The 18,881-nt window shown below is 35.0% G+C and carries 21 protein-coding genes and 3 tRNA genes; 14 read left to right on the top strand and 10 right to left on the bottom strand.

What is annotated here, in order from left to right; all coding sequences use genetic code 11:
- Positions 1-81 precede the first annotated feature (81 nt).
- The gene (locus OOK84_RS04755) at positions 82-1,128 is read left to right on the top strand and encodes a class I SAM-dependent methyltransferase (RefSeq protein ID WP_264731269.1); all 1,047 of its coding nucleotides are present in this window, start codon (positions 82-84) and stop codon (positions 1,126-1,128) included.
- Positions 1,129-1,245: 117 nt separating this feature from the next.
- Here the strand turns inward: OOK84_RS04755 and OOK84_RS04750 are convergent.
- From OOK84_RS04750 to OOK84_RS04735, 4 genes are all read right to left on the bottom strand, one after another.
- Positions 1,246-1,332: transfer RNA gene (locus tag OOK84_RS04750), tRNA-Ser, on the bottom strand.
- A 31-nt stretch (positions 1,333-1,363) separates the two neighbouring features.
- Positions 1,364-2,170 (bottom strand): DUF2163 domain-containing protein, encoded by an 807-nt coding sequence (locus tag OOK84_RS04745; RefSeq protein ID WP_264731267.1) that lies wholly within the window; start codon positions 2,168-2,170, stop codon positions 1,364-1,366.
- A 173-nt stretch (positions 2,171-2,343) separates the two neighbouring features.
- Positions 2,344-2,634, bottom strand: coding sequence for a GIY-YIG nuclease family protein (locus tag OOK84_RS04740; RefSeq protein WP_253309591.1), 291 nt, complete (start codon positions 2,632-2,634; stop codon positions 2,344-2,346).
- Positions 2,635-2,761: 127 nt separating this feature from the next.
- Entirely contained in the window at positions 2,762-4,774 is a 2,013-nt protein-coding gene (locus tag OOK84_RS04735; protein ID WP_264731265.1) for a WD0745 family porin, read from the bottom strand.
- Between the two features lie 337 nt (positions 4,775-5,111).
- Here OOK84_RS04735 and OOK84_RS04730 point away from each other — a divergent pair, with 337 nt between their 5' ends.
- The gene (locus OOK84_RS04730; protein ID WP_264731262.1) at positions 5,112-6,434 is read left to right on the top strand and encodes a lipase family protein; all 1,323 of its coding nucleotides are present in this window, start codon (positions 5,112-5,114) and stop codon (positions 6,432-6,434) included.
- 53 nt (positions 6,435-6,487) lie between these two features.
- Here OOK84_RS04730 and OOK84_RS04725 read toward each other — a convergent pair whose 3' ends face one another.
- From OOK84_RS04725 to OOK84_RS04710, 4 genes are all read right to left on the bottom strand, one after another.
- On the bottom strand, positions 6,488-7,297 hold the full coding sequence (locus OOK84_RS04725) for a 3'-5' exonuclease (protein ID WP_406719025.1): 810 nt from the start codon (positions 7,295-7,297) through the stop codon (positions 6,488-6,490).
- Complete coding sequence (gene era / locus OOK84_RS04720) at positions 7,290-8,174, bottom strand: GTPase Era (protein WP_264731260.1); 885 nt, start codon at positions 8,172-8,174, stop codon at positions 7,290-7,292. Before era ends, OOK84_RS04725 begins: the two co-directional genes overlap by 8 nt.
- Before the next feature lie 273 nt (positions 8,175-8,447).
- On the bottom strand, positions 8,448-8,588 hold the full coding sequence (locus OOK84_RS04715) for a hypothetical protein (RefSeq protein WP_264731258.1): 141 nt from the start codon (positions 8,586-8,588) through the stop codon (positions 8,448-8,450).
- Between the two features lie 324 nt (positions 8,589-8,912).
- Positions 8,913-8,985: transfer RNA gene (locus tag OOK84_RS04710), tRNA-Gly, on the bottom strand.
- A gap of 180 nt (positions 8,986-9,165) precedes the next feature.
- Between OOK84_RS04710 and OOK84_RS04705 the strand changes: the two genes are divergently transcribed.
- The 8 genes from OOK84_RS04705 (at position 9,166) to OOK84_RS04670 (ending at position 14,149) form a co-directional block, all read left to right on the top strand.
- Positions 9,166-9,786 (top strand): ribonuclease D, encoded by a 621-nt coding sequence (locus OOK84_RS04705; protein WP_264731256.1) that lies wholly within the window; start codon positions 9,166-9,168, stop codon positions 9,784-9,786.
- Between the two features lie 125 nt (positions 9,787-9,911).
- On the top strand, positions 9,912-10,235 hold the full coding sequence (gene trxA, locus OOK84_RS04700) for a thioredoxin (protein WP_253309585.1): 324 nt from the start codon (positions 9,912-9,914) through the stop codon (positions 10,233-10,235).
- Between the two features lie 42 nt (positions 10,236-10,277).
- Positions 10,278-10,354 (top strand) — tRNA-Ile (locus OOK84_RS04695).
- Between the two features lie 78 nt (positions 10,355-10,432).
- Positions 10,433-11,092 (top strand): CADD family putative folate metabolism protein, encoded by a 660-nt coding sequence (locus OOK84_RS04690; RefSeq protein ID WP_253309584.1) that lies wholly within the window; start codon positions 10,433-10,435, stop codon positions 11,090-11,092.
- Between the two features lie 31 nt (positions 11,093-11,123).
- The gene (locus tag OOK84_RS04685; protein ID WP_264731255.1) at positions 11,124-11,519 is read left to right on the top strand and encodes a dihydroneopterin aldolase; all 396 of its coding nucleotides are present in this window, start codon (positions 11,124-11,126) and stop codon (positions 11,517-11,519) included.
- Complete coding sequence (gene folP, locus OOK84_RS04680) at positions 11,519-12,799, top strand: dihydropteroate synthase (RefSeq protein ID WP_264731253.1); 1,281 nt, start codon at positions 11,519-11,521, stop codon at positions 12,797-12,799. The genes OOK84_RS04685 and folP overlap by 1 nt, the downstream gene beginning before the upstream one ends.
- Complete coding sequence (locus tag OOK84_RS04675) at positions 12,796-13,308, top strand: dihydrofolate reductase (protein ID WP_264731251.1); 513 nt, start codon at positions 12,796-12,798, stop codon at positions 13,306-13,308. The genes folP and OOK84_RS04675 overlap by 4 nt, the downstream gene beginning before the upstream one ends.
- A gap of 76 nt (positions 13,309-13,384) precedes the next feature.
- Positions 13,385-14,149, top strand: a complete 765-nt coding sequence (locus OOK84_RS04670) for a putative folate metabolism gamma-glutamate ligase (RefSeq protein ID WP_264731249.1) — start codon at positions 13,385-13,387, stop codon at positions 14,147-14,149.
- Between the two features lie 80 nt (positions 14,150-14,229).
- Here OOK84_RS04670 and trmB read toward each other — a convergent pair whose 3' ends face one another.
- Complete coding sequence (gene trmB, locus OOK84_RS04665) at positions 14,230-14,895, bottom strand: tRNA (guanosine(46)-N7)-methyltransferase TrmB (protein WP_264731247.1); 666 nt, start codon at positions 14,893-14,895, stop codon at positions 14,230-14,232.
- A gap of 147 nt (positions 14,896-15,042) precedes the next feature.
- On the opposite strand from trmB, the gene OOK84_RS04660 reads away from it, so the two are divergent.
- The 3 genes from OOK84_RS04660 to OOK84_RS04650 all read left to right on the top strand — a co-directional run bounded on the left by OOK84_RS04660 (position 15,043) and on the right by OOK84_RS04650 (position 17,402).
- On the top strand, positions 15,043-16,695 hold the full coding sequence (locus OOK84_RS04660) for a 30S ribosomal protein S1 (RefSeq protein ID WP_264731245.1): 1,653 nt from the start codon (positions 15,043-15,045) through the stop codon (positions 16,693-16,695).
- A gap of 29 nt (positions 16,696-16,724) precedes the next feature.
- Positions 16,725-17,003: an HU family DNA-binding protein gene (locus tag OOK84_RS04655; RefSeq protein ID WP_010963035.1), complete on the top strand. Its 279-nt coding sequence runs from the start codon at positions 16,725-16,727 to the stop codon at positions 17,001-17,003.
- Between the two features lie 72 nt (positions 17,004-17,075).
- Positions 17,076-17,402, top strand: a complete 327-nt coding sequence (locus tag OOK84_RS04650; protein ID WP_182183710.1) for a cell division protein ZapA — start codon at positions 17,076-17,078, stop codon at positions 17,400-17,402.
- On the opposite strand, the gene OOK84_RS04645 is transcribed toward OOK84_RS04650, so the two are convergent.
- Positions 17,377-17,655 carry an FAD assembly factor SdhE gene (locus tag OOK84_RS04645; protein WP_182158663.1) on the bottom strand — a complete coding sequence of 93 codons (279 nt, stop codon included), beginning with the start codon at positions 17,653-17,655 and terminating at the stop codon, positions 17,377-17,379. The two genes, OOK84_RS04650 and OOK84_RS04645, sit on opposite strands and share 26 nt — an antisense overlap.
- 100 nt (positions 17,656-17,755) lie before the next feature.
- On the opposite strand from OOK84_RS04645, the gene rseP reads away from it, so the two are divergent.
- Positions 17,756-18,874, top strand: coding sequence for an RIP metalloprotease RseP (gene rseP, locus OOK84_RS04640; protein WP_264731241.1), 1,119 nt, complete (start codon positions 17,756-17,758; stop codon positions 18,872-18,874).
- Positions 18,875-18,881 lie beyond the last annotated feature (7 nt).

The raw sequence follows: 18,881 nt of genomic DNA, 5'->3' as shown, positions 1-18,881 counted from the left end.
CAAACTTAAGTTTATACTATATATATAAATACTCTACTATTTTATATTATGGCACGCTATAGTTAAACATTTATTAATAACATGCTCACTTATATACACGAATTAATTGACAAAAGTCAAGGATCAATATCCATCAGTGATTTCATGAATGCCGTTTTGTACCATGAAAAATACGGCTATTATACGAGTAGATTACCACTTGGTAAGGATGGTGATTTTACTACTGCACCTGAGATCAGCCAATTATTTGGTGAAGTAATTGCAGTTTGGATAATGCATACATGGGAAAAATTAGGAAAGCCATCAAAATTTTCTCTAGTTGAACTTGGACCAGGCAAAGGAACACTCATTCACGATATAATAAGAGTCACTAAAAAATACAGCAGCTTTTTTAATTCAATGTTGATCCACTTAGTTGAAATAAGCCCTACTTTACGGAAGATACAAAAGGAAAAATTAAAAGGCTTAGATGTTAATTGGCACAAAAATATTGACAACCTACCAGAACAACCAACCATTTTTTTAGCAAATGAGTTCTTTGACGCTCTTCCGATAGATCAGTTTGTATATCGTGATGAGGTGTGGTATGAAAATATGGTGACAAAACAAGATGATGGCAGTCTCTTGGTGTCATGCCAGTGCGTGACACTGGAATCCAGAAAAAAAGAATCATGGATTCCAGTGTCAGCTACTTGCATGACAGGGGGTTTCGATGGTGCAGTGGTGGAAATATGTTCAACTGGGGTTGAAATATTAAAAAAACTTGAGAAGAAGATATATAATCATAAAGGAGCTGCTTTGATTATAGATTACGGTTATGTATACCCCGCATATAAGAGCACTTTGCAATCGATAAAACAACATAAGTATGCTAATTTTCTTGAGAATGTTGGTAATAGTGATATTACTGCACTTGTGAACTTTCAAGCATTAAAAGATTCATTAAAACACGTAGATTGCGAGATTTTAACTCAAAGAGAATTTTTATATCTTTTTGGCATAAAAGAAAGAACCCAGGCTTTAATGAAAAGTGCAAGTGATGAACAAAAGAATAGGATCTTTAGTGAATTCTTAAGGTTGACTGAAAGTATGGGCACTCTTTTTAAAGCAATGCTATTGATAGCATAGCTAAAATAATTTATGTTGTTGGGAATGTTGTAACAAAATTAGGTATATTGGTACATACCTAAGTGGGGTAAAAGGAGGCTGACATAGCGGGTTTTATACTATTCTAGAAGTAATATGCGGAAAAGGGGGGATTCGAACCCCCGACATATTTTCATATGTGCACGCTTTCCAAGCGTGTGCTTTAGACCACTCAGCCACCTTTCCATGCATATTCATAATATTGAAAATTGTGCTGCTAAACAATATAAAAACCTGGTATATAGGGTTCACCACGAAAATTTACAGTATTGTTAAACTTGCTTCTGCAAGTTGGAAATGTTTTATCGCAACCTGCGAGTATTGAATATTTATCTCCAGCAAAAATTTGGTATGAAGGCGAAGTAAACAATGTAACTACTTTATTTTTATATTCTTTTACTATACCTTCAAATGCTGTTGAGCCAAAGAATTTCACTACTCCGTGCTTATAATATTCATCACTCTCAGTTAAATTCGTGTCTTCAAATCTTCTTTCGTCTATTACTTTAGTGATTGTACTTATTTTACTAAATTTTTTAGTATCGGCTTTGCATTTATCATCGCAAAATTGTGCTCTGCATGCAGGAGAGTATAATTCTGCTATGCTTCTCTCAAGCTTTGCTGAGAGCCCTCTAATTTCAACAATAAATCTTCCACTACTTAATGTCACTTTACCAAAAGTTCCTGAATGTAGATTCATTGTTCCCTGGGTCAAGTCTTTATAATTCACAAGAAATATTTCAATATTTGCAAAGTCGTACTTTCCTGATAAAACATCTTCTTCTTTAATATCACCACTATTTAATATCCCTTCAATTTCTAGATTATCAGTTTTTAAATCGCTGTTTAATATTATACTACTGGCTGTAAATCCACTTGAAGATTTATAGAGTATATTATTAATATTTAAATCTTCATCATAGTCAGTGAATCCCATTACTTCTCCACCTGCGAGCTTTAATTTCCAGCACGTAGCGGTGGTAAGTAATTCTCCAGCTAAATGATTTTTTAGTGTGGTTTGCATAGGGGCCTCCTGTTTAATTGATTGAATTTGAAAGTAGCTATACGGCTAGTAGATAAGCCAGTGTGTTCTTTTCCCGTCATCTGAGTAGCTATAGAGTGTCATCCCAGTAACCATAGGGTGTCATTCCAGTAACCATAGGGTGTCATCCCAGTGCGTGACACTGGGATCTAATTTTACCTGACTATGTTATCATATAAATCTACCCAATTTGGATTTTCTTTTTCGATCAAATCAGTCTTCCATTTTCTTTTCCAACTTTTTAACAGTCTTTCTCTATTAAGAGCTGAATTTATATCTTGAAATTCTTCAAAATGAACTAATTTATGTACATTGTATTTTGATGTAAAGCCAGAAATAACTTTACTCTTATGTTCCCAGATTCGTTTAATCAGATTTGATGTTATACCTGTATATAAAGTTCGATTATTCTTGCTTGCAAGTATGTAAACGTAATAATTTTGCATATAACTTAGATCCCAGTGTCATGCACTGGGATGACAGGAGAGAGGACACTATATGTTTATTTGATTGACAAATAAACACTAACAAATAAGATACACACCACATTAAATTGTGGTGTGTACTAGCTGGTTAGAAAGAAAACTTCACACCAGTAAGAAGGAGAATTCCTTGGTTAGAAGGTGCCTCTTCTGTGGTACTACCTGCTTTTGTAATCTTATGATTTGCGTTTTGTTTCTCGTTAGTCATAAAATAATGGAGAGCTGCGTAAGGAACAAATTTGCTCTTACTGCATGCAGGAGATAGATCATATTGAACGCCAAGTGCGCCATCGTGAAGCATATCTCCATCATTCATTCTGCTACCAAAGTATGTTAAACTTGTGTAGATATTCTCATATTGATAGCCAGCTCCTACAGTCCAATATATGGTGTCCATACTATCTTCACCAAATTGAGCTTTCAGCCCTTCCATTCTTTTGTTAGCATCAGGAAGCAGTTCATATTTTTCAATTTTATTATTAGCATCTTTTGTCAGTATTTCAATACCTTTTGGTTGACCAGATTTGCCCAGATATGCAAAAGAGGCAGCAAATTTTATGCCTTGATCCTCATTAATCTTATAATCAGCGCTTACACCCAAATTAACACCCATAAGGTCATTGTACTCTACAAATTCCTTATAAAGATGCTTATCTTTACTTGGTTTTTTCGCTTGACCATACTCACCAACTGCAGAAGTTTTAACTTTCACCTTATATTTATCAAAGTCATATTCATATGATGCACCAGCACTTATTATGTGCTCATAGTCTGGACCGACATGTTTTATCTCTTCCTTATGTTTTATTTTATCATTATCTGTACTATCCTTGAAAGGAACTGTTTCTTTTACAGTAAACAAGCTACTATCATAACGAGGTGAGTAGCTGATACCAAATCTTGCGCCCATATAATTTGGTGAGTAGTAAGCAACTCTAAATGGCAGTGTAGTCATAACATCTTTGTTGTATTTCCCTGCCATGCGGAAAGAGAATTTTTCACTTTCACTCGAAAAACTTTCAGTGTAAAGACGTGGTGTTACATAAAATGGAAAGCTCGCAGCGCTTCCTTCTAAGTTCACTTTTCTGAACCAGTCACTATCTGCAGCTCCGTCAACAGTTGCAATTCTTGTTGCATCAAGTCTCATCAGAGCCTCAGGACCAAATTGATAACCAAGCTTTAGATCACCATGTTTTGAATTTAAAAATACATGTGCACTCCTGCTCCTTGCAGCGTAAACACCCTGTGAAGCCCCTTTGCCTTCTGTAACTGGGACGTGAAATTGCACGTCAGCACCATAAAGAAGACCTAAATCTTCATTTTTATTTTCTGCTCTGAGGTGTAATATCGCATCAGCAGTCATACCCATATCGTTGCTGTAATCACCAATATTTCCTATTCCACTAGGGAATACGGGATTTGCTCCTTGTATCTTATCCTGAGGGGCAGTATAATACTCTATAGATCTGTTTGGCATAACGTTGTAACGTTTATACCCTTCACCACTTGGCCCTGCTTTGCCATAGCTTTGAGCATCAACAACACCACCAAAAGTTATTCTTAAGCCATCTTTTCCTTGGTTGGTGTCGATAATATCAACTCCACCAACTGAAACAACAGGACTTGCCTTACCTTTTTCCTCTGTATTTTTGTTAACAACTTTTACATCCTTCTTTACATCTTTAGCTTTAATTTTAGCATTCTTAGTTTTAGAAGCCTTAGTTTTTGAAACTTTACCTTTTTCTATATTAGAATTCTTAGCATTTAGAGCTTTCGCTTTTGAGTCCTCTATAAGCTTTGCTTTTTTCTCATTTGCTAGCCTGATCTCCTCTTTTTTCTTCTGCTCGGCTGCTAATCTTAGCTCCTCTTTTTTCTTAAGCTCTTCAGCTTTTTTTCTTGGATCAGCATTACATATTCTGTCCATCTTTTCTTTCAGTTTTTTATTTGATGTTTTCATAACTTCTGTTTTTCCAGAAGTTTTTGTGCTCTCTTGCTTTTTTATTTCCTTCATACTCTCATCAGGAAAGTCAGCTGCAAAACTGCTGAAAGAACATAAAGTTAATAAAGAAACTAGAGCAGTTCTAGTATAAATAGATTTTTTCATGAAGTGCCCCCAAAAAATTTCGAAATCATTGTCTTAAATGTAAATATATAAAAATGTTGAAAATTCAACTTAAAGCAATCTTATAGCGAAAACAAAAGTAAAGTGCAACACCTTAAAAACAACTTTTTTAATATGCCTAACGTTTATATTAACCAAAATTTAGCACAAAGGTTAATATTTTTTGCTTGCTGGTGCATTATAACTCTACTATTTATTCTATGGAAGTAAAATTTTTTTATTCTAGCAATAGAAAGATTATAGAAAATACTATTGACAATAATATCAATCTACATTATAGTTAAATAAATTGTTTAGCTGATAGTAGATTGAGGTAGTTATGGATTTTAGTTTTTTACGCAATTGGTTTACCACAAATACTAGTGTAGGTGATGTAAGCTCAAAGTTAGACAATGCTGAACAATCAAACTCTTCTTTAATAGGGGACAACATAGAAAAAGACGATGCATTTGAGATTATTGAAGATTACGAATTTATAAACCCTCGCGACCCAAATGAACCACATTCTTTACCTTCTGCTTACCAGATAGATGAAAGTATCGCAGAAATTGCAGGGTTTGATAAGGAGAAATTATTGGAAATGAGTAATTTCTGTAAAATAAGCTATGGTGATAGTGACGATAAGTTAGATGAAAAAAAACATCATATATTAACTTGTAAAAATGTAAGTGAGGAAGATTTTATAGCTATTGAAGCAGATGGGAGAATGCACAAAGAAACTAATCCTTCTGAGGATATTATTTTTGAATTTAAAAAAATGTATAAAACTAGAGCTGAACTTTTTAGCGAAGGTTATAAAATCATTCCATTTGGTAATAGTTTCGAAGAAGATGCTGGGTATGTTTTCATAAAAGGTAAAGAAATAACAATAGCTTACCACGGTACTCGTGGCTTAAATGATGCAATCACTGATCTAAATGCATCTTTTACTACTTCAGAACTTTTACCTGACGGTGGAAGAATTCATCGTGGTTTTTATAATTCATTTACAGATTCATGGCCTAATCTTTATGGCATTTTGAAATCTCATGCTGAAAAACAAGGATCAGAAATCAAAGATTTTAAAATCAATCTCACAGGTCACAGTATGGGAGGAGCTATTGCTAAGATAGCTGCTTTATGCCTCAACAAAACAGAAGGCGCTGAAGATGTTCATGTTGCAACTTTTGCTGATCCAAGGGTTTTTGACCTGACTGCCAGTGAAATTTATAATGACGCTCTTCAGGAAAAAACCATAAGGGTCACTCACCATCAGCGAGATCCAGTGCCAGCATTGTGCCCTGGTTCGTTTGGTTATGCTCACGTAGGTGCACAATTAAGAGTATCGACACCAGAAAGATATTCTAGTCTAGTAAGTTATTTGCATGGAATAGATGGTTATCATGAGGCCGTTTATAGGATGGATGAAAGTGATTTTCGATCAAATAATACCGTATCTCTCTTTTACTATCCTGTTAGGATATTAAATCGAATTAACTCTGCAGTTTTAGGTAATGCTCAATATTACGCTGCCAATGCAGTAAATTATATTTTTGGTGGGTCAAATTTTTTCGAAGAAGTAAAAAATAAAAATTCTTCTCAGATTGAACAAGCAGAAGTTGAGCAGATAGCACATGAAAGTTTCCCAGCAATAGGTGGATAGCTACTATTATGGAGCAATTATTAGATTGCTCCATAACATCTATTCATTTAAATTCAATATAAAAATTTCCACCACAACCATTCCTCTTTAAATTTTTTTAGATGTTCTTTTTTTTCGCACTCTAAAAGCAGCTCTTCCACGCTTTTGTTGTAGCTTTCAGTAGTAATCCTTCCCTGATGATGCATGAACCTCAAGTAAATCAAATAAGTGTTAATCACATCTGTTTCACAATAATCTCGAATCTCTTGTATCTTGCCGCTATCGTATAAGCCCATAACTTGTGACCCATCAACTCCAATCTTACCAGGAAGATTAAACGCTGCACAAACTTCGTTCATTTTTACTCTTGCAGAGGCTCCAAAATCAGAGAGGGTTTCAAGTAAGTCACAATGCCAATCACTACTATATCTCTGATTGTAACTATTCCACTTATCACCAGCTTTATGAAAGTATTCTGCTTGAATGCCATGGACCATAGCACGATACTTCAGTACTGGTATATCAAAAGTGCGTCCGTTGAACGAAACTAATCTTGGCTTTTTCTCTGATATGTAGTTAAAAAATCCTTTCACTAGCTCCTTTTCACTGGAATTTAGTGTGCCTCCAGATCTTATTTCTTGCAGTGTGAACACCTCGTAACCGCTCTGGTGGCTTATATTGCAAAGTAAAAAACTGATAACTACAATTTGGTGGAAGGGCTGACGCAGAAAAGAGTTTTGCCCGTTTGTTATTTCCAAGTGGTATTTTGTTAATGCATCCCTTTTCTCTTCCACACTGCTATTGTCATCAATATCCAGCAAATTCTTGCAGGAATTTATGTCCGGTATAGTTTCAATATCAAATACTAACAAAGAATTAAGCATTGCCTATATACTCCTCAGGACGGTCGATCCAAGGTCGCACTTTCACAAATAAAAAGAGGTGTACCTTGCACTCAAATAATTTTTCTAGTTCAGCACGTGCTTCGATATTAATTTTTTTAATATTACTGCCATCTTTCCCTAGCACTATTTTTTTATGACTATCTTTCAACACGAATACAATCTGTTTGATGACTAAACTCTTATCTTTTTTTTCCTCAAATTGTTCAGTTATAACAGCTATAGAGTATGGCAATTCTTCACGCAAGTTCAAGAATAATTTTTCTCTTGTAATTTCTGCTGATAAAAAATTTGTCGAGGAATCGGTTATTTGATCTTCTTCATAAAACCAAGGGCTCACCGGTGCAACTTCAGACAAGTAATTCATCAAATCAGAAAGTCCATCATTCTTTAATGCTGATATCGTAAAAACTTTTTCAAATTTATAAAGCAAATTCAGATGCTCATGCGCCATCTTGAGTTCTGGCCTTTTTACCAAATCAGTTTTATTGATAACCAAAATGCATCTGCCTTTTGTGCGCTGCAGCCGCGTAAATATAGTCTTAATTCTTTCTATATTTTTCAAATAATTGCTTACATCAACAAGTAACAAAGTGATGTCATCACCCTTGATTGCTGACCATGCAGATTTGACTAAAGCTTTTTCAAGTTTTGTTTCTGCTGAGAAAATTCCTGGGGAGTCAGTAAAGACAATTTGTGTGTTGTTGCATGTTGCAATACCCCTTATTTGCGTCCTTGTTGTTTGCACTTTGGGTGTAACAATTGCAATTTTCTTGCCTATGATGCTGTTAATCAATGTAGACTTCCCAGCATTTGGTAAGCTAGCTATGGTTACAAATAAGCACTTTTGTTCTTTCACAAAGGAAATTATAAAGAAAACTGGATGCCAGTGTCAAGCACTGGAATGACAAGTTCTCGGCAACCCCTACGTCATACCGTCACGGTATCTCTAGATCCCGCTAACACGTAGCGGAATGACGAATTACTTAACCGTCATACCGTCACGGTATCTCATCCGCTAACAAGCAGCGGGATGACAGCAATCCTACGTCATACCGCCGCGGTATCTCTTAGCATAGATCCCGCTAACACGTAGCAGGATGAAGATTGTCAGGGTGTCATCCCAGCGCCCCTATGATGTCATCCCAGTGCCCAGACACTGGGATCTAGTTTTCCATAAATAGTGCATTTTAACATAACTTTTATACTTGATAAAATTCCTGGATTCCAGCATCAAGTGCTGGAATGACACCTCTCTTTGAGCTATAAACATTAAGAAATTTACCAAACGAAAAAAAAGGCAAAAGAAGCCCCGAGTAGCGAGTTTTGACTCTATATTACTGTAAGTGGCGCTGTAATAATGTGCTAACGCTTAAAATAAGCGCGATTTGGCTGAATGTAGAAAAAATAAAAAAGACATGCAGCCGCTATAATTTTATGTAATCCGCCAATAAATACCCTGAGTTTTTTACTGAATTTTGTCATTGAGCCTGCAGGTCAAAAACAAGTTTTGAGTCATAAATACCCTTATTGTCATAATAAGGGCGCTGGCGAAATATGTCAAGGGATTTTTGACGAAATGATTTTGAAAGTAAAGAGCGGGAGAAGGGGTTCGAACCCTCGACCTCAACCTTGGCAAGGTTGCGCTCTACCAACTGAGCTACTCCCGCAATTAAATTAACCTAAATTTACTTAATTATAGGCATATACAGCGATTTGTAAACCCCGTGTACACGAAAAATGTGAGAGCCCATAAATTTGCGTGGTTCCTTCTATGATCTTTTCGTATACTTAAGGCTCATTTTTGATTATCATAGGTTTTCAATTGTGCCAAAAAATGTATTAATTTTATGGGAATATTTTTATATAAAGACGACTTGCCAGCTAGTTCAATACCAGATGATATAAGGTCTATAGCTGTTGATACCGAGGCAATGGGGCTACTTCATAGCAGAGATAGATTATGCCTTGTGCAGCTCTCTTTTAATGATGGCAACGTTCACTTAGTTCAACTCAAGAACGATTACACAGCGCCAAATTTGAGAAAAATATTAGAGGATAAAAATATAACTAAAATATTTCACTTCGCGCGATTTGATCTGAGCATAATACATTATTACTTGGAAACTTGGGCACTTCCGTGCTATTGCACAAAAATAGCTTCACGGTTAGTTCGCACTTACACAGATAATCATAGCTTAAAAGAACTGTGCTTAGAACTACTTGATACCAAATTAAATAAGCAACAGCAATCTTCTGATTGGGGAAATGAAAATTTGACAGACAAACAAAAAAATTATGCTGCATCTGATGTTTTGTATCTCCATAAGATAAAGGAAAAGCTAGATTTAATGTTGGAACGTGAAAATAGAAAAGAATTGGCCCAAAAGTGCTTTGAATTTCTTCCTACTCGCATTGAGTTAGACTTAATGGGTTGGGAAAACGTGGATATCTTTAATCATCAGATATAACCATTTGTGAGAAGTTTTTTGTTTGTGCAAGACACTTTAGGGCAATTTTTCAGAAGAATTTAGTTGATTAACTGTTGATTGATGCGCTATATTTTACAAGCAATCGTTCTAAGTTTAGGTATTTTATGAGTGATGACATTATATCAGTAAATGATCAAAATTTCAAATCTGAAGTCACTGACTATAAAGGGTTTGTTCTGATAGACTTTTGGGCAGAATGGTGTGGGCCATGTAAAAGTCTAATGCCGCGTATTGAACAGTTGGCTAAAGACAGAAAAGGCAAGATTAAGATCTGCAAGTTCGACATAGATGAAGGGACTGAAGTGCCAAGTAAGTATGGAGTACAATCTATACCCACTTTAATCATATTTCAAGATGGTAAGGAAATTGCACGCAAAATTGGTGCAACAAATGATTTGCTAAGTTGGGTTGATAGTGAAATAAGCTAATAGACAAATTTGCTTTTGTGTGTATTATAAATATTGATAAAAGGGATTGTAGCTCAGTCGGTTAGAGCAGTTCGCTCATAACGAATTGGTCGTAGGTTCGAGTCCTACCAATCCCACCATTGTGTTGATCCTAGCATGATCGTAACAATGAGAAAACTATAGTATATGAATTATATGTTGATATAATAGAGGAAATAATGGAATTTACTAAATCTTTGAATAATAAGTTAGATGAGTTGCACTTACTAAATCATCCATTCTACCAATCATGGAATACAGGAAGCTTAAGCTTGCAAGCTTTACAAACCTATGCTAAAGAATATTATCACCACGTTGCTGCGTTTCCTCGTTATATCAGTGGTATACATTTTTTGTGCCCAGATCTAAAAATGCGACAGGTTTTGCTTGGTAATTTGATAGAAGAAGAACAAGGTGATGAAAATCACCCAGAGTTATGGAAACGTTTTGCTGAAGGGCTTGGTGTAACACGGTCTGATCTCCATAAGGATGCACAGATTAAAGAGACACAGGAGTTAGTTGATGGTTACTTTGATATTGTACGATCAGACTTTGCTTCCGGTTTGGGTGCACTTTATGCTTATGAACGTCAAACTCCAGAGGTTTCTAAGTCTAAAATTGAAGGTTTAAAAAAACACTATTCAATAAGTGATGAGCGTTCTCTTCAATTTTTTACGGTTCATATGCATGCTGATGAATGGCATTCTGAGGAATGTGCAAATCTTATTGCAGACTTAAGCGAAGAAGAGCAAGAGAAAGCCATGCAAGGCGCTAAAAAAGGAGCAAAACTCTTGTGGGGTTTTCTTGACGGGATGATGAACGCTAGTGTGTGTCATTAATTGTAAGTAGATTAAACTCAGTGATATTAAAATGCAATGTAATCTTCTTATATCTGACCTGCGGCTTTGGGTTCATTTAGGATGTAGTGCAGAAGAGAAGTTTCATTCTCAATTAGTTAGTGTTAATATTGATTTTACCTTTAAATCCCCCCCTTTAGGACTTACAACTGACCGGCTTGAGGATACTATATGCTACTTGGAGGTAGTTCAGAGTATTCAATCTCTCGTTCAAAGCAAGCAATTCAATTTAATCGAGCACTTAACCCATGATATATACAGAGCCATTAATAATCTTTTGGTGCAAAAAAAACATATTATTTCTTCCATAAGAGTGACTGCTCACAAAGTTGCACCACCCGTTCCCGGTGTGCATGGAGGTGTTCTCTTTACTTATTGTAATACATTACAAGAACAGGAAGATAACTAATGATCTATATTTCTATTGGCTCAAATATAGGAAATCGCTTTTCCCATTTACAAAGGGCTGCTCAGTTACTAAAGGAACTCTATTTTAAAGATTTAAAGTCTTCGATCATTCTAGAAACTAAGGCCATTTTACCAAACGGTGCTCCACCTGAGTGGGATAAGCCATTTCTCAACATGATTGTCTATGGAAGTTGTTCTTCTTCTCCCGAAGAGCTATTAAAAGGTCTAAAACAAATTGAGTGTGATATTGGCCGTTCGCAGGTCTATGAAAAGTGGGCACCTCGCGTTATTGATTTGGATATTTTGTTATGGGATGATCTAACGCTCGATACACCCTACCTTAGAATTCCTCACCCAGAATTGATAAACAGACCATTTTTGCTTCACTTGATGGCAATGCTGAGCCCCATGGCAGTAATTAACAAAACGTTTGGTACTGTTAACCCTAACATTAAGGATTGCTTTTTAAGGAGTTTTACGCTTTCACCAGAGCTTGTAGGTATTGTCAATATTACTCCCGATTCATTTTCAGATGGTGGTCTTTATTATGATTCAGATCAAGCAACCAAGCAGGCACTGCGGCTGTTATCAGATGGTGCAAGCATAGTTGAACTTGGTGCTCAATCAACAAGACCTGGATCTTTAATGCAGATCCCAGAGGAAGAGTATGCACGTCTAAAGCCAGTACTTGATAATCTCAATCAGTATATGAAAGTTGGTGATATTAAAGTCAGCATTGATAGCTTCTGGCCAGACGTTATTTTAAATGTTTTGGAACACTACAACATTGCCTGGGTAAACAATCAGAAGGAAGCTCTAGATAATAATACCTTAAAAGCAATTGCTAGTAATGGTTGCAGCATCGTTATTATGCATTCACTTTCAATACCACCACATAGAGACAACATTATTCCAGACGACACTGACCCAATTGATATCATAAATAATTGGGCAGAGAAGAGCATTAGCAGGTTACTTACCCTAGGTTTTGATCAAAGCTCGATAATTATTGATCCTGGTATTGGTTTTGGAAAATCTCTATATCAGAATATCTGGCTTTTACGCAATATAGAAGCATTGCGAAGTTTTGGCTGCAAAGTTCTGGTTGGTCATTCTAGAAAGTCATTTATTTCTTCTTTTTCTACAGAACCTGTCTTTAACCGAGATTTAGAAACAATTGCTTTATCATCTGCATTGCACAACAAGGTTGATTTCCTTCGAGTGCATAATGTGCGTGATCACATGCGATTTTTTGTAGCTCAAGCTGCTTTACAGGAATGAAGATTATCGGAATTATGGCTGTTGATCCCAAGGGGGTGATTGGAATAAATAATGGATTGCCCTGGCATTATCCAAGTGAGTTAGATCATTTTCGTCAGGTGACTGACAAACAAGTTATTGTTATGGGAAGAAAAACATTTGAAACAATACCACAAAACATATTAAAGCCTATTGTTTTTTCTCGTAACAAATTAAGTCCTTGTTTTAATAAAGGCATAGAATGCACTATTGTTTCTTCTATGCAAGAGTTCTTGTCAATCCAAGGTAATTGGAGTTACCCTCAAATCTTCATGATTGGTGGAGCACAAATAGCGCACCTTTTTTTGGAGTATGATCTAATTTCAGAGTTTATCATAACAGAAATTCACAGACTTTATAAAGGTGATGTATATTTCAACTTAACACTTCTTGATGGATGGTATAAAACCGCTCTTGCTAAAACAAAAGATTATACTATATGTAGGTTAACACGTGATAAAGATGGAAGAAAAAATTGTGAAGCTCATTAAGTCTCTTAATTGTAAATTATGCCAACTGAAACAACAGGCAAGAGGGCTTTTATGAGAAACTTTTTGATGTAATAGTATGTATGTTAAAGCAATTTATACCCACCGCATTGAATGTGGAGAAGTATTAGAGCAGGTTCTTGATCGCTATGTTTCAGAGTTGCTAAGAGAGGAAGTTGTTCTTGCTATCACATCAAAAATCATTTCCGTTTGTCAAAAACAAGTGGTTTGCAAAACTGCTTGTTCTAAAGAAGAGCTAATCAAAAGAGAAGCTGATGCAATTGTTGATATGGCTCACAGTATCTGTTTAACGATTAAAGATAATATCTTAATTCCATCTGCTGGTATTGATGAATCAAATGGTAATGAGGTGTATATTCTATATCCAAAAGATGTTCAGAAAACAGCTCTATCAATATGGAACTATCTCAAGACAAAACACTGCATAAAACATCTTGGTATTTTGATTACAGATAGTAATGTAACACCTATGCGTCGTGGGGTTACGGGCGTTGCTCTTGGTTGGTGTGGATTTGAACCACTTTATTCCTATATAGGCAAGCCAGATCTTTATAATCAATCACTGCAAGTAACACAAGTCAATCTTCTTGATGCACTGGCAACATCTGCTGTTTTAGTTATGGGAGAAGGGGCAGAGCAAACACCAATGGCAATAATTAGTGGTGCACCAAAGGTTCACTTTCTTACTCGTCCGCCAACTACAAAAGAAGAAAAAAGTGTTAAGATATCTATGAAAAAAGATCTTTACTCTCCTCTCTTCATGGGAGCCCGTTGGTTAAAGAGAAACTTAAAAAATTTGCTATTTCTTCATAAGGAGAAATAGTTAAAGGAATTTACTCTATTTCTCCCTCTTTTTTTATTATTTTTAATCTATAGTTAACGTAAAAGAGATATGCAAAAACTCTATTGATCCATAGTCTGCAAATTATTAATAACACTTACTTTAAAGAACCTTACTTTACGCTGATCTTTGAGCGCTCTTTTGTGGTATTTTGTAAGAGTATAACTTGTGAAATCGTCTTCCCTATAGATTAAAGAGTTACACTGCTTTATATGTGATGCTATCCACTCTGCATAGTCCTGATGATCGGTTGCAATGAATATTTCCCCTGTTATAAGTATTTTTTTTGCTAATAAATTTAAAAATTCCTTATTAATTAATCGTCTTTTATTGTGACTTCTTTTTGGCCATGGATCTGGAAAGAGGATAAAGAATCTTTCAACACTGTTGTCAGGAAAATTTGCAATCAATTCTCTTGCATCTTCTGTCCATATTAAAATGTTTTTTATGTTTTGTATTTCTATGTTTGTTAGCAAGCGAGAAACCCCCTTTAAGTAGGGCTCACATCCTATAAATAATAGATCAGGTTCATTGAGCACCTGGTAAAGCATATTTTCACCGTTGCCAAAGCCTATTTCTACCCATATTCTTTTTCGTGAATTTACAATCTTCTCTATAGATTCCTTGCTGTTTTGAATAGAATATTTTTCCAATATTTCATCAACATCCGGTTTTAACCTGGACCTTCTGGAGAACGATCTAATCCACTTGCTATTCTTAAATAGCATATTCTTGATACATATATAATTTTCTCACTATATTTTATATAGCTTAAACAATTCTCGAAATGAATTAACGAAAAATTACTTGTCAATAATTATTAATATTATATAATATATGAGTTCTAATAAAGTTTAAATTAAAGGTCACATTGCATGAATAATAATGATCCAGTTGTAAATCTACCGGTTACTATCAGAAAGCTATCATCAAACAAGTTTATAGAAGAGATATGTCAAGGCCAATTTGAGGATCAAGATAATGCCTTGTTTGAAGATTCTTTTGTTAACAAAATTAACGAAGGAGATGTGGTAGAAGGTGTAATTACAAGAATAAACCCTAACGACGTTGTGGTTGATATTGGTTTAAAGTCTGACGGGAGAATTCTGATCAAGGAACTCGGTTGTAATGATGAGATCATTATTGGCTCGAAAATTAGAGTTTATGTGGAAAGAATTGAAGATTATCATGGTAATGTTGTTCTTAGCCGTGAAAAAGCAATTAGAGACGAGAAATGGAATAAGTTGGAAGAAGATACAGTTACAAGAGCTGAAGTAAGCGGAGTTATTAAACGCTCAATTAAATGTGGTTTTATTGTTGATCTTGGTGACGGAATAAGCGCTTTTTTACCGCTGAGTCATGTGGATTTGAAGCAAGTAAAAAACGCGAAGCACCTTATTGAAACTGAACAAAAGTTCATCGTGCTTAAAATGGATAAGAAGCAAGGTAATATTGTAGTATCAAGAAAGCTGGTGTTAGAAAAATTGCACGCTGGTGAAAAAATTAAATTTTTAGAATCTTTAAATGAAGGCGATATAATAGAAGGAAAAATAAAAAGCATCACTCATTACGGTGTATTTGTCGGTATTCATGAATCAGATGTAGTGGGAGTTATAGATGGATTGCTACATATTACAGATATCTCTTGGAGTAGAGTGAGTCATCCATCTGCAGTTTTTGCTTGTGGCCAGACTATAAAAGTTAAAATTATAAAAATAGATAAGGAAAATGCTAAAATTTCCTTGGGTGTGAAGCAGCTAGAAGATAGCCCTTGGCAAGATGCAGAGTCAAAATATCCAGTTGATAGTGTGCATAAGGGTTATGTAACAAGCATAGAAGATTATGGATTGTTTGTTGAGCTTAGACCTGGAATTGAAGGTTTAGTGCACTCGTCAGAAATAACTTGGGTTAAGAGTAATTTACCAGTTAGTAGTCTCGTAACAAGGGGACAAGAAGTATATGTAAAAATTCTCAGTATTGACATTGCTAAGAGTAGGATGAGTTTAAGCATGAAAAGGTGTGTAGACAACCCTTGGCAAGTATTTATCAAGAAATATCCTCCTGGTTCTATTGTTTCTGGTGAAGTGAAGAATAATACCGGCTCATATGTATCTGTTGCTTTCAATGATTCTGAAATAGATGAGAACGTAGAAGGGACAATATATGTGAAAGATTTAAGTTGGTCTAAAAATAGCTCAGATGAGATAAAGAAGTATAATGTAGGTGATAAAATAGAAGCAAAAGTAATAAGGGCTAACGTGAATCGGGCAAGAATTTATCTTGGAATAAAACAAATAGAGTATGATCCTCTTGAAGAACTGATAAAGAAAGTTAAGGTAGGCGATAAAATACAGGTTATTGTAGGTAAAAGAGAAGATAATGGACTAGTCGTTGAAGTTGAGAACGATGTAACCCTTCTAATAGATCAAGAGCATTTACCGGAAAATAAAAAGTTCTCTATATCAGAAAAAATAGAAGTTGAAGTATTGGGTGTTGAAGAATATAACATAGTATTATCTGCTAAGTGATAAGGTTTACTTATTTTGGCTTCATATAAATGGCAACAAAGTCTGATATAATAGCGAGGGTAGCAAAAAGACATCCTTTTTTAGATAAGATTGTTATAGCAGCTATAGTTGATAGATTTTTTGGGATACTTTCAAGCACATTGAAGCATCATAATAGAGTTGAAATTAGGGGGTTTGGTTCTTTTTCAGTTAGAAGTTATAACTTGAAAGAAACAAGCCATTTAATGTTACAGAAGTTTACAAAGAACCAATACTTTAAAACATATTTTCGTAGCAGTAAAAAATTATCTGATTTGATAAATGAATAAAAATTTATACCATAAATAAGATGAAAGTAGGGGTTTGAGTTTATACTGTACGATAGAAATTTTTAGCACCATATGCAAGTAGTAGAAATAGTTATACGTAATAACACATACAAAATATCTTGCGAAAGTGGGAAAAAGAGCCATTTATTACGTCTTGCTAATAGTTTTGACAAGCTAGTTGGTTCTGTATCTCAAAAAACTGGAGGTAAGGGTTCGGATGCATTAAATTTCTTACTTGCAGCGCTAATTCTTGAGGATAAAATTTTAGAATTAACAAAGCGGTTGGATGAAGCAAATCAAGAGCGCGAAAAGTATAGAAACGAGAAAAGAATAGAATATATTGAGGTACTAGATAAGGTAAATAAGATTATCACTAATCTTGAGTGCATAAAGGATTAGCTTCAATAAAGCAAGCAATTAAATTGACTATCTGACTATTTAAGCCAGGAGGGAGGTTTGTCTTACGAGTTATGTAACAATATAATTCGTAATCATCAAGATCAACTATTTTTTCGTATTCGATTAGTTCGCTCAAGGAAAATTTATCAAGATATTTCAATGCGAAATGCCCTAAAAGTATATCGGTTTCTTTGCAACCCCTATGCCAGCTTCTATACATCAATTTTCTTCTGAGTAGTGAGGTATCTGTCATTACAATTAAACTTTTTTTTAATTTAAAAGTTAAACTAAATACTTGTCAAGCGAGGCGTATTTTAATATACTTAAGATTTGGTTAAGATCTAAATATACAGGTGGAATTAATTTCTAATCTTATTCATCAATTTAGCGATGGAATATATTGTTTTTTGTCATTTGCCTTAATCATTTCTGTTATAGTGTTTGTGCATGAATATGGGCATTATGTTGTTGCCAAAGCATGCAAAGTTAAAGTTGAATCTTTTTCTATAGGTTTTGGTCCTGAAATTTTTGGTTTTAACGATAAGTCTGGAACTAGATGGAAACTAAGCGCTGTTCCATTGGGTGGTTATGTTAAAATGTTAGGGGATACTAATGCAGCGAGTGTCCCAGCTGATCAAAAAGAATTAACTGAAGAAGAAAAGTTGTATTCATTTCATACAAAACCGCGGTATAAAAAAGCAGCAGTGGTTTTTGCAGGACCTTTTGCAAATATGATACTTGCTGTTATAGCTTTTACAATATTTTTTAGCACGGCAGGTTATTACCGCACTCCACCGGTGATTAGGGATGTAATTGAAGGAAGTGCAGCCAAACAAGCTGGCCTATTACCAGGTGACACTATTACACAAATCAATGAACATAAAATAAAATACTTTGAAGATATTTCACGTGTGATAATGTCGAACCCCAAGACGAGAATGGAAATTAAATATAGCAGAAATAATGAGGAGCGTAGAACTAGCCTGACTCCATTGACAATTGAGAGTAGAGATGTTTTTGGCAACATAATAGAAAGAGAAACTATAGGGATTATTTCAGTCAATACATTAAAGCAGTCATCTTTTCTTGGGGCTGTGAGCTTATCAGTAAGTGAAACTTACCACACTATGTGCTTAACGATCAAAGCTATCTTTCAAATTATCGTTGGTAAGAGAAGTGCAAGTGAAATAGGTGGACCAATAAAAATTGCAAAATATTCAGGGCAATCAGCCAAAAAAGGATTTATTATGGTTGTGTATCTCATGGCAATTATTTCAGCTAATTTAGCTGCGATTAACTTGCTACCAATTTCGCTACTGGATGGTGGGCATTTATTTCGTTATATTATAGAAGCAGTTATACGTAGAGATTTAAGTTTGAAATATCAAAAATATGAGGCTACCTTTGGTGCTTTCATTTTGTTCTTGCTGATGGCAATTGCAATTTCGAATGATATTAGGAGTCTTTTTTAAAATAAAT

Origin of the sequence: Wolbachia endosymbiont (group A) of Sphaerophoria taeniata (assembly GCF_947250735.1) — a bacterium.
GTDB lineage: Bacteria > Pseudomonadota > Alphaproteobacteria > Rickettsiales > Anaplasmataceae > Wolbachia.
Note: the sequence above shows the minus strand (reverse complement) of the source record. Positions and strands in the feature narration are given on the sequence as shown.

What these genes read in the sequence shown, in the direction of transcription:
- OOK84_RS04755 (WP_264731269.1), top strand. Translation starts at nt 82, where the DNA reads ATGCTCACTTATATACACGAATTAATTGACAAAAGTCAAGGATCAATA.
- OOK84_RS04745 (WP_264731267.1), bottom strand. Translation starts at nt 2,170, where the DNA reads ATGCAAACCACACTAAAAAATCATTTAGCTGGAGAATTACTTACCACC.
- OOK84_RS04740 (WP_253309591.1), bottom strand. Translation starts at nt 2,634, where the DNA reads ATGCAAAATTATTACGTTTACATACTTGCAAGCAAGAATAATCGAACT.
- OOK84_RS04735 (WP_264731265.1), bottom strand. Translation starts at nt 4,774, where the DNA reads ATGAAAAAATCTATTTATACTAGAACTGCTCTAGTTTCTTTATTAACT.
- OOK84_RS04730 (WP_264731262.1), top strand. Translation starts at nt 5,112, where the DNA reads ATGGATTTTAGTTTTTTACGCAATTGGTTTACCACAAATACTAGTGTA.
- OOK84_RS04725 (WP_406719025.1), bottom strand. Translation starts at nt 7,297, where the DNA reads ATGCTTAATTCTTTGTTAGTATTTGATATTGAAACTATACCGGACATA.
- OOK84_RS04715 (WP_264731258.1), bottom strand. Translation starts at nt 8,588, where the DNA reads ATGTTTATAGCTCAAAGAGAGGTGTCATTCCAGCACTTGATGCTGGAA.
- OOK84_RS04705 (WP_264731256.1), top strand. Translation starts at nt 9,166, where the DNA reads ATGGGAATATTTTTATATAAAGACGACTTGCCAGCTAGTTCAATACCA.
- trxA (WP_253309585.1), top strand. Translation starts at nt 9,912, where the DNA reads ATGAGTGATGACATTATATCAGTAAATGATCAAAATTTCAAATCTGAA.
- OOK84_RS04690 (WP_253309584.1), top strand. Translation starts at nt 10,433, where the DNA reads ATGGAATTTACTAAATCTTTGAATAATAAGTTAGATGAGTTGCACTTA.
- OOK84_RS04685 (WP_264731255.1), top strand. Translation starts at nt 11,124, where the DNA reads ATGCAATGTAATCTTCTTATATCTGACCTGCGGCTTTGGGTTCATTTA.
- folP (WP_264731253.1), top strand. Translation starts at nt 11,519, where the DNA reads ATGATCTATATTTCTATTGGCTCAAATATAGGAAATCGCTTTTCCCAT.
- OOK84_RS04675 (WP_264731251.1), top strand. Translation starts at nt 12,796, where the DNA reads ATGAAGATTATCGGAATTATGGCTGTTGATCCCAAGGGGGTGATTGGA.
- OOK84_RS04670 (WP_264731249.1), top strand. Translation starts at nt 13,385, where the DNA reads ATGTATGTTAAAGCAATTTATACCCACCGCATTGAATGTGGAGAAGTA.
- trmB (WP_264731247.1), bottom strand. Translation starts at nt 14,895, where the DNA reads ATGCTATTTAAGAATAGCAAGTGGATTAGATCGTTCTCCAGAAGGTCC.
- OOK84_RS04660 (WP_264731245.1), top strand. Translation starts at nt 15,043, where the DNA reads ATGAATAATAATGATCCAGTTGTAAATCTACCGGTTACTATCAGAAAG.
- OOK84_RS04655 (WP_010963035.1), top strand. Translation starts at nt 16,725, where the DNA reads ATGGCAACAAAGTCTGATATAATAGCGAGGGTAGCAAAAAGACATCCT.
- OOK84_RS04650 (WP_182183710.1), top strand. Translation starts at nt 17,076, where the DNA reads ATGCAAGTAGTAGAAATAGTTATACGTAATAACACATACAAAATATCT.
- OOK84_RS04645 (WP_182158663.1), bottom strand. Translation starts at nt 17,655, where the DNA reads ATGACAGATACCTCACTACTCAGAAGAAAATTGATGTATAGAAGCTGG.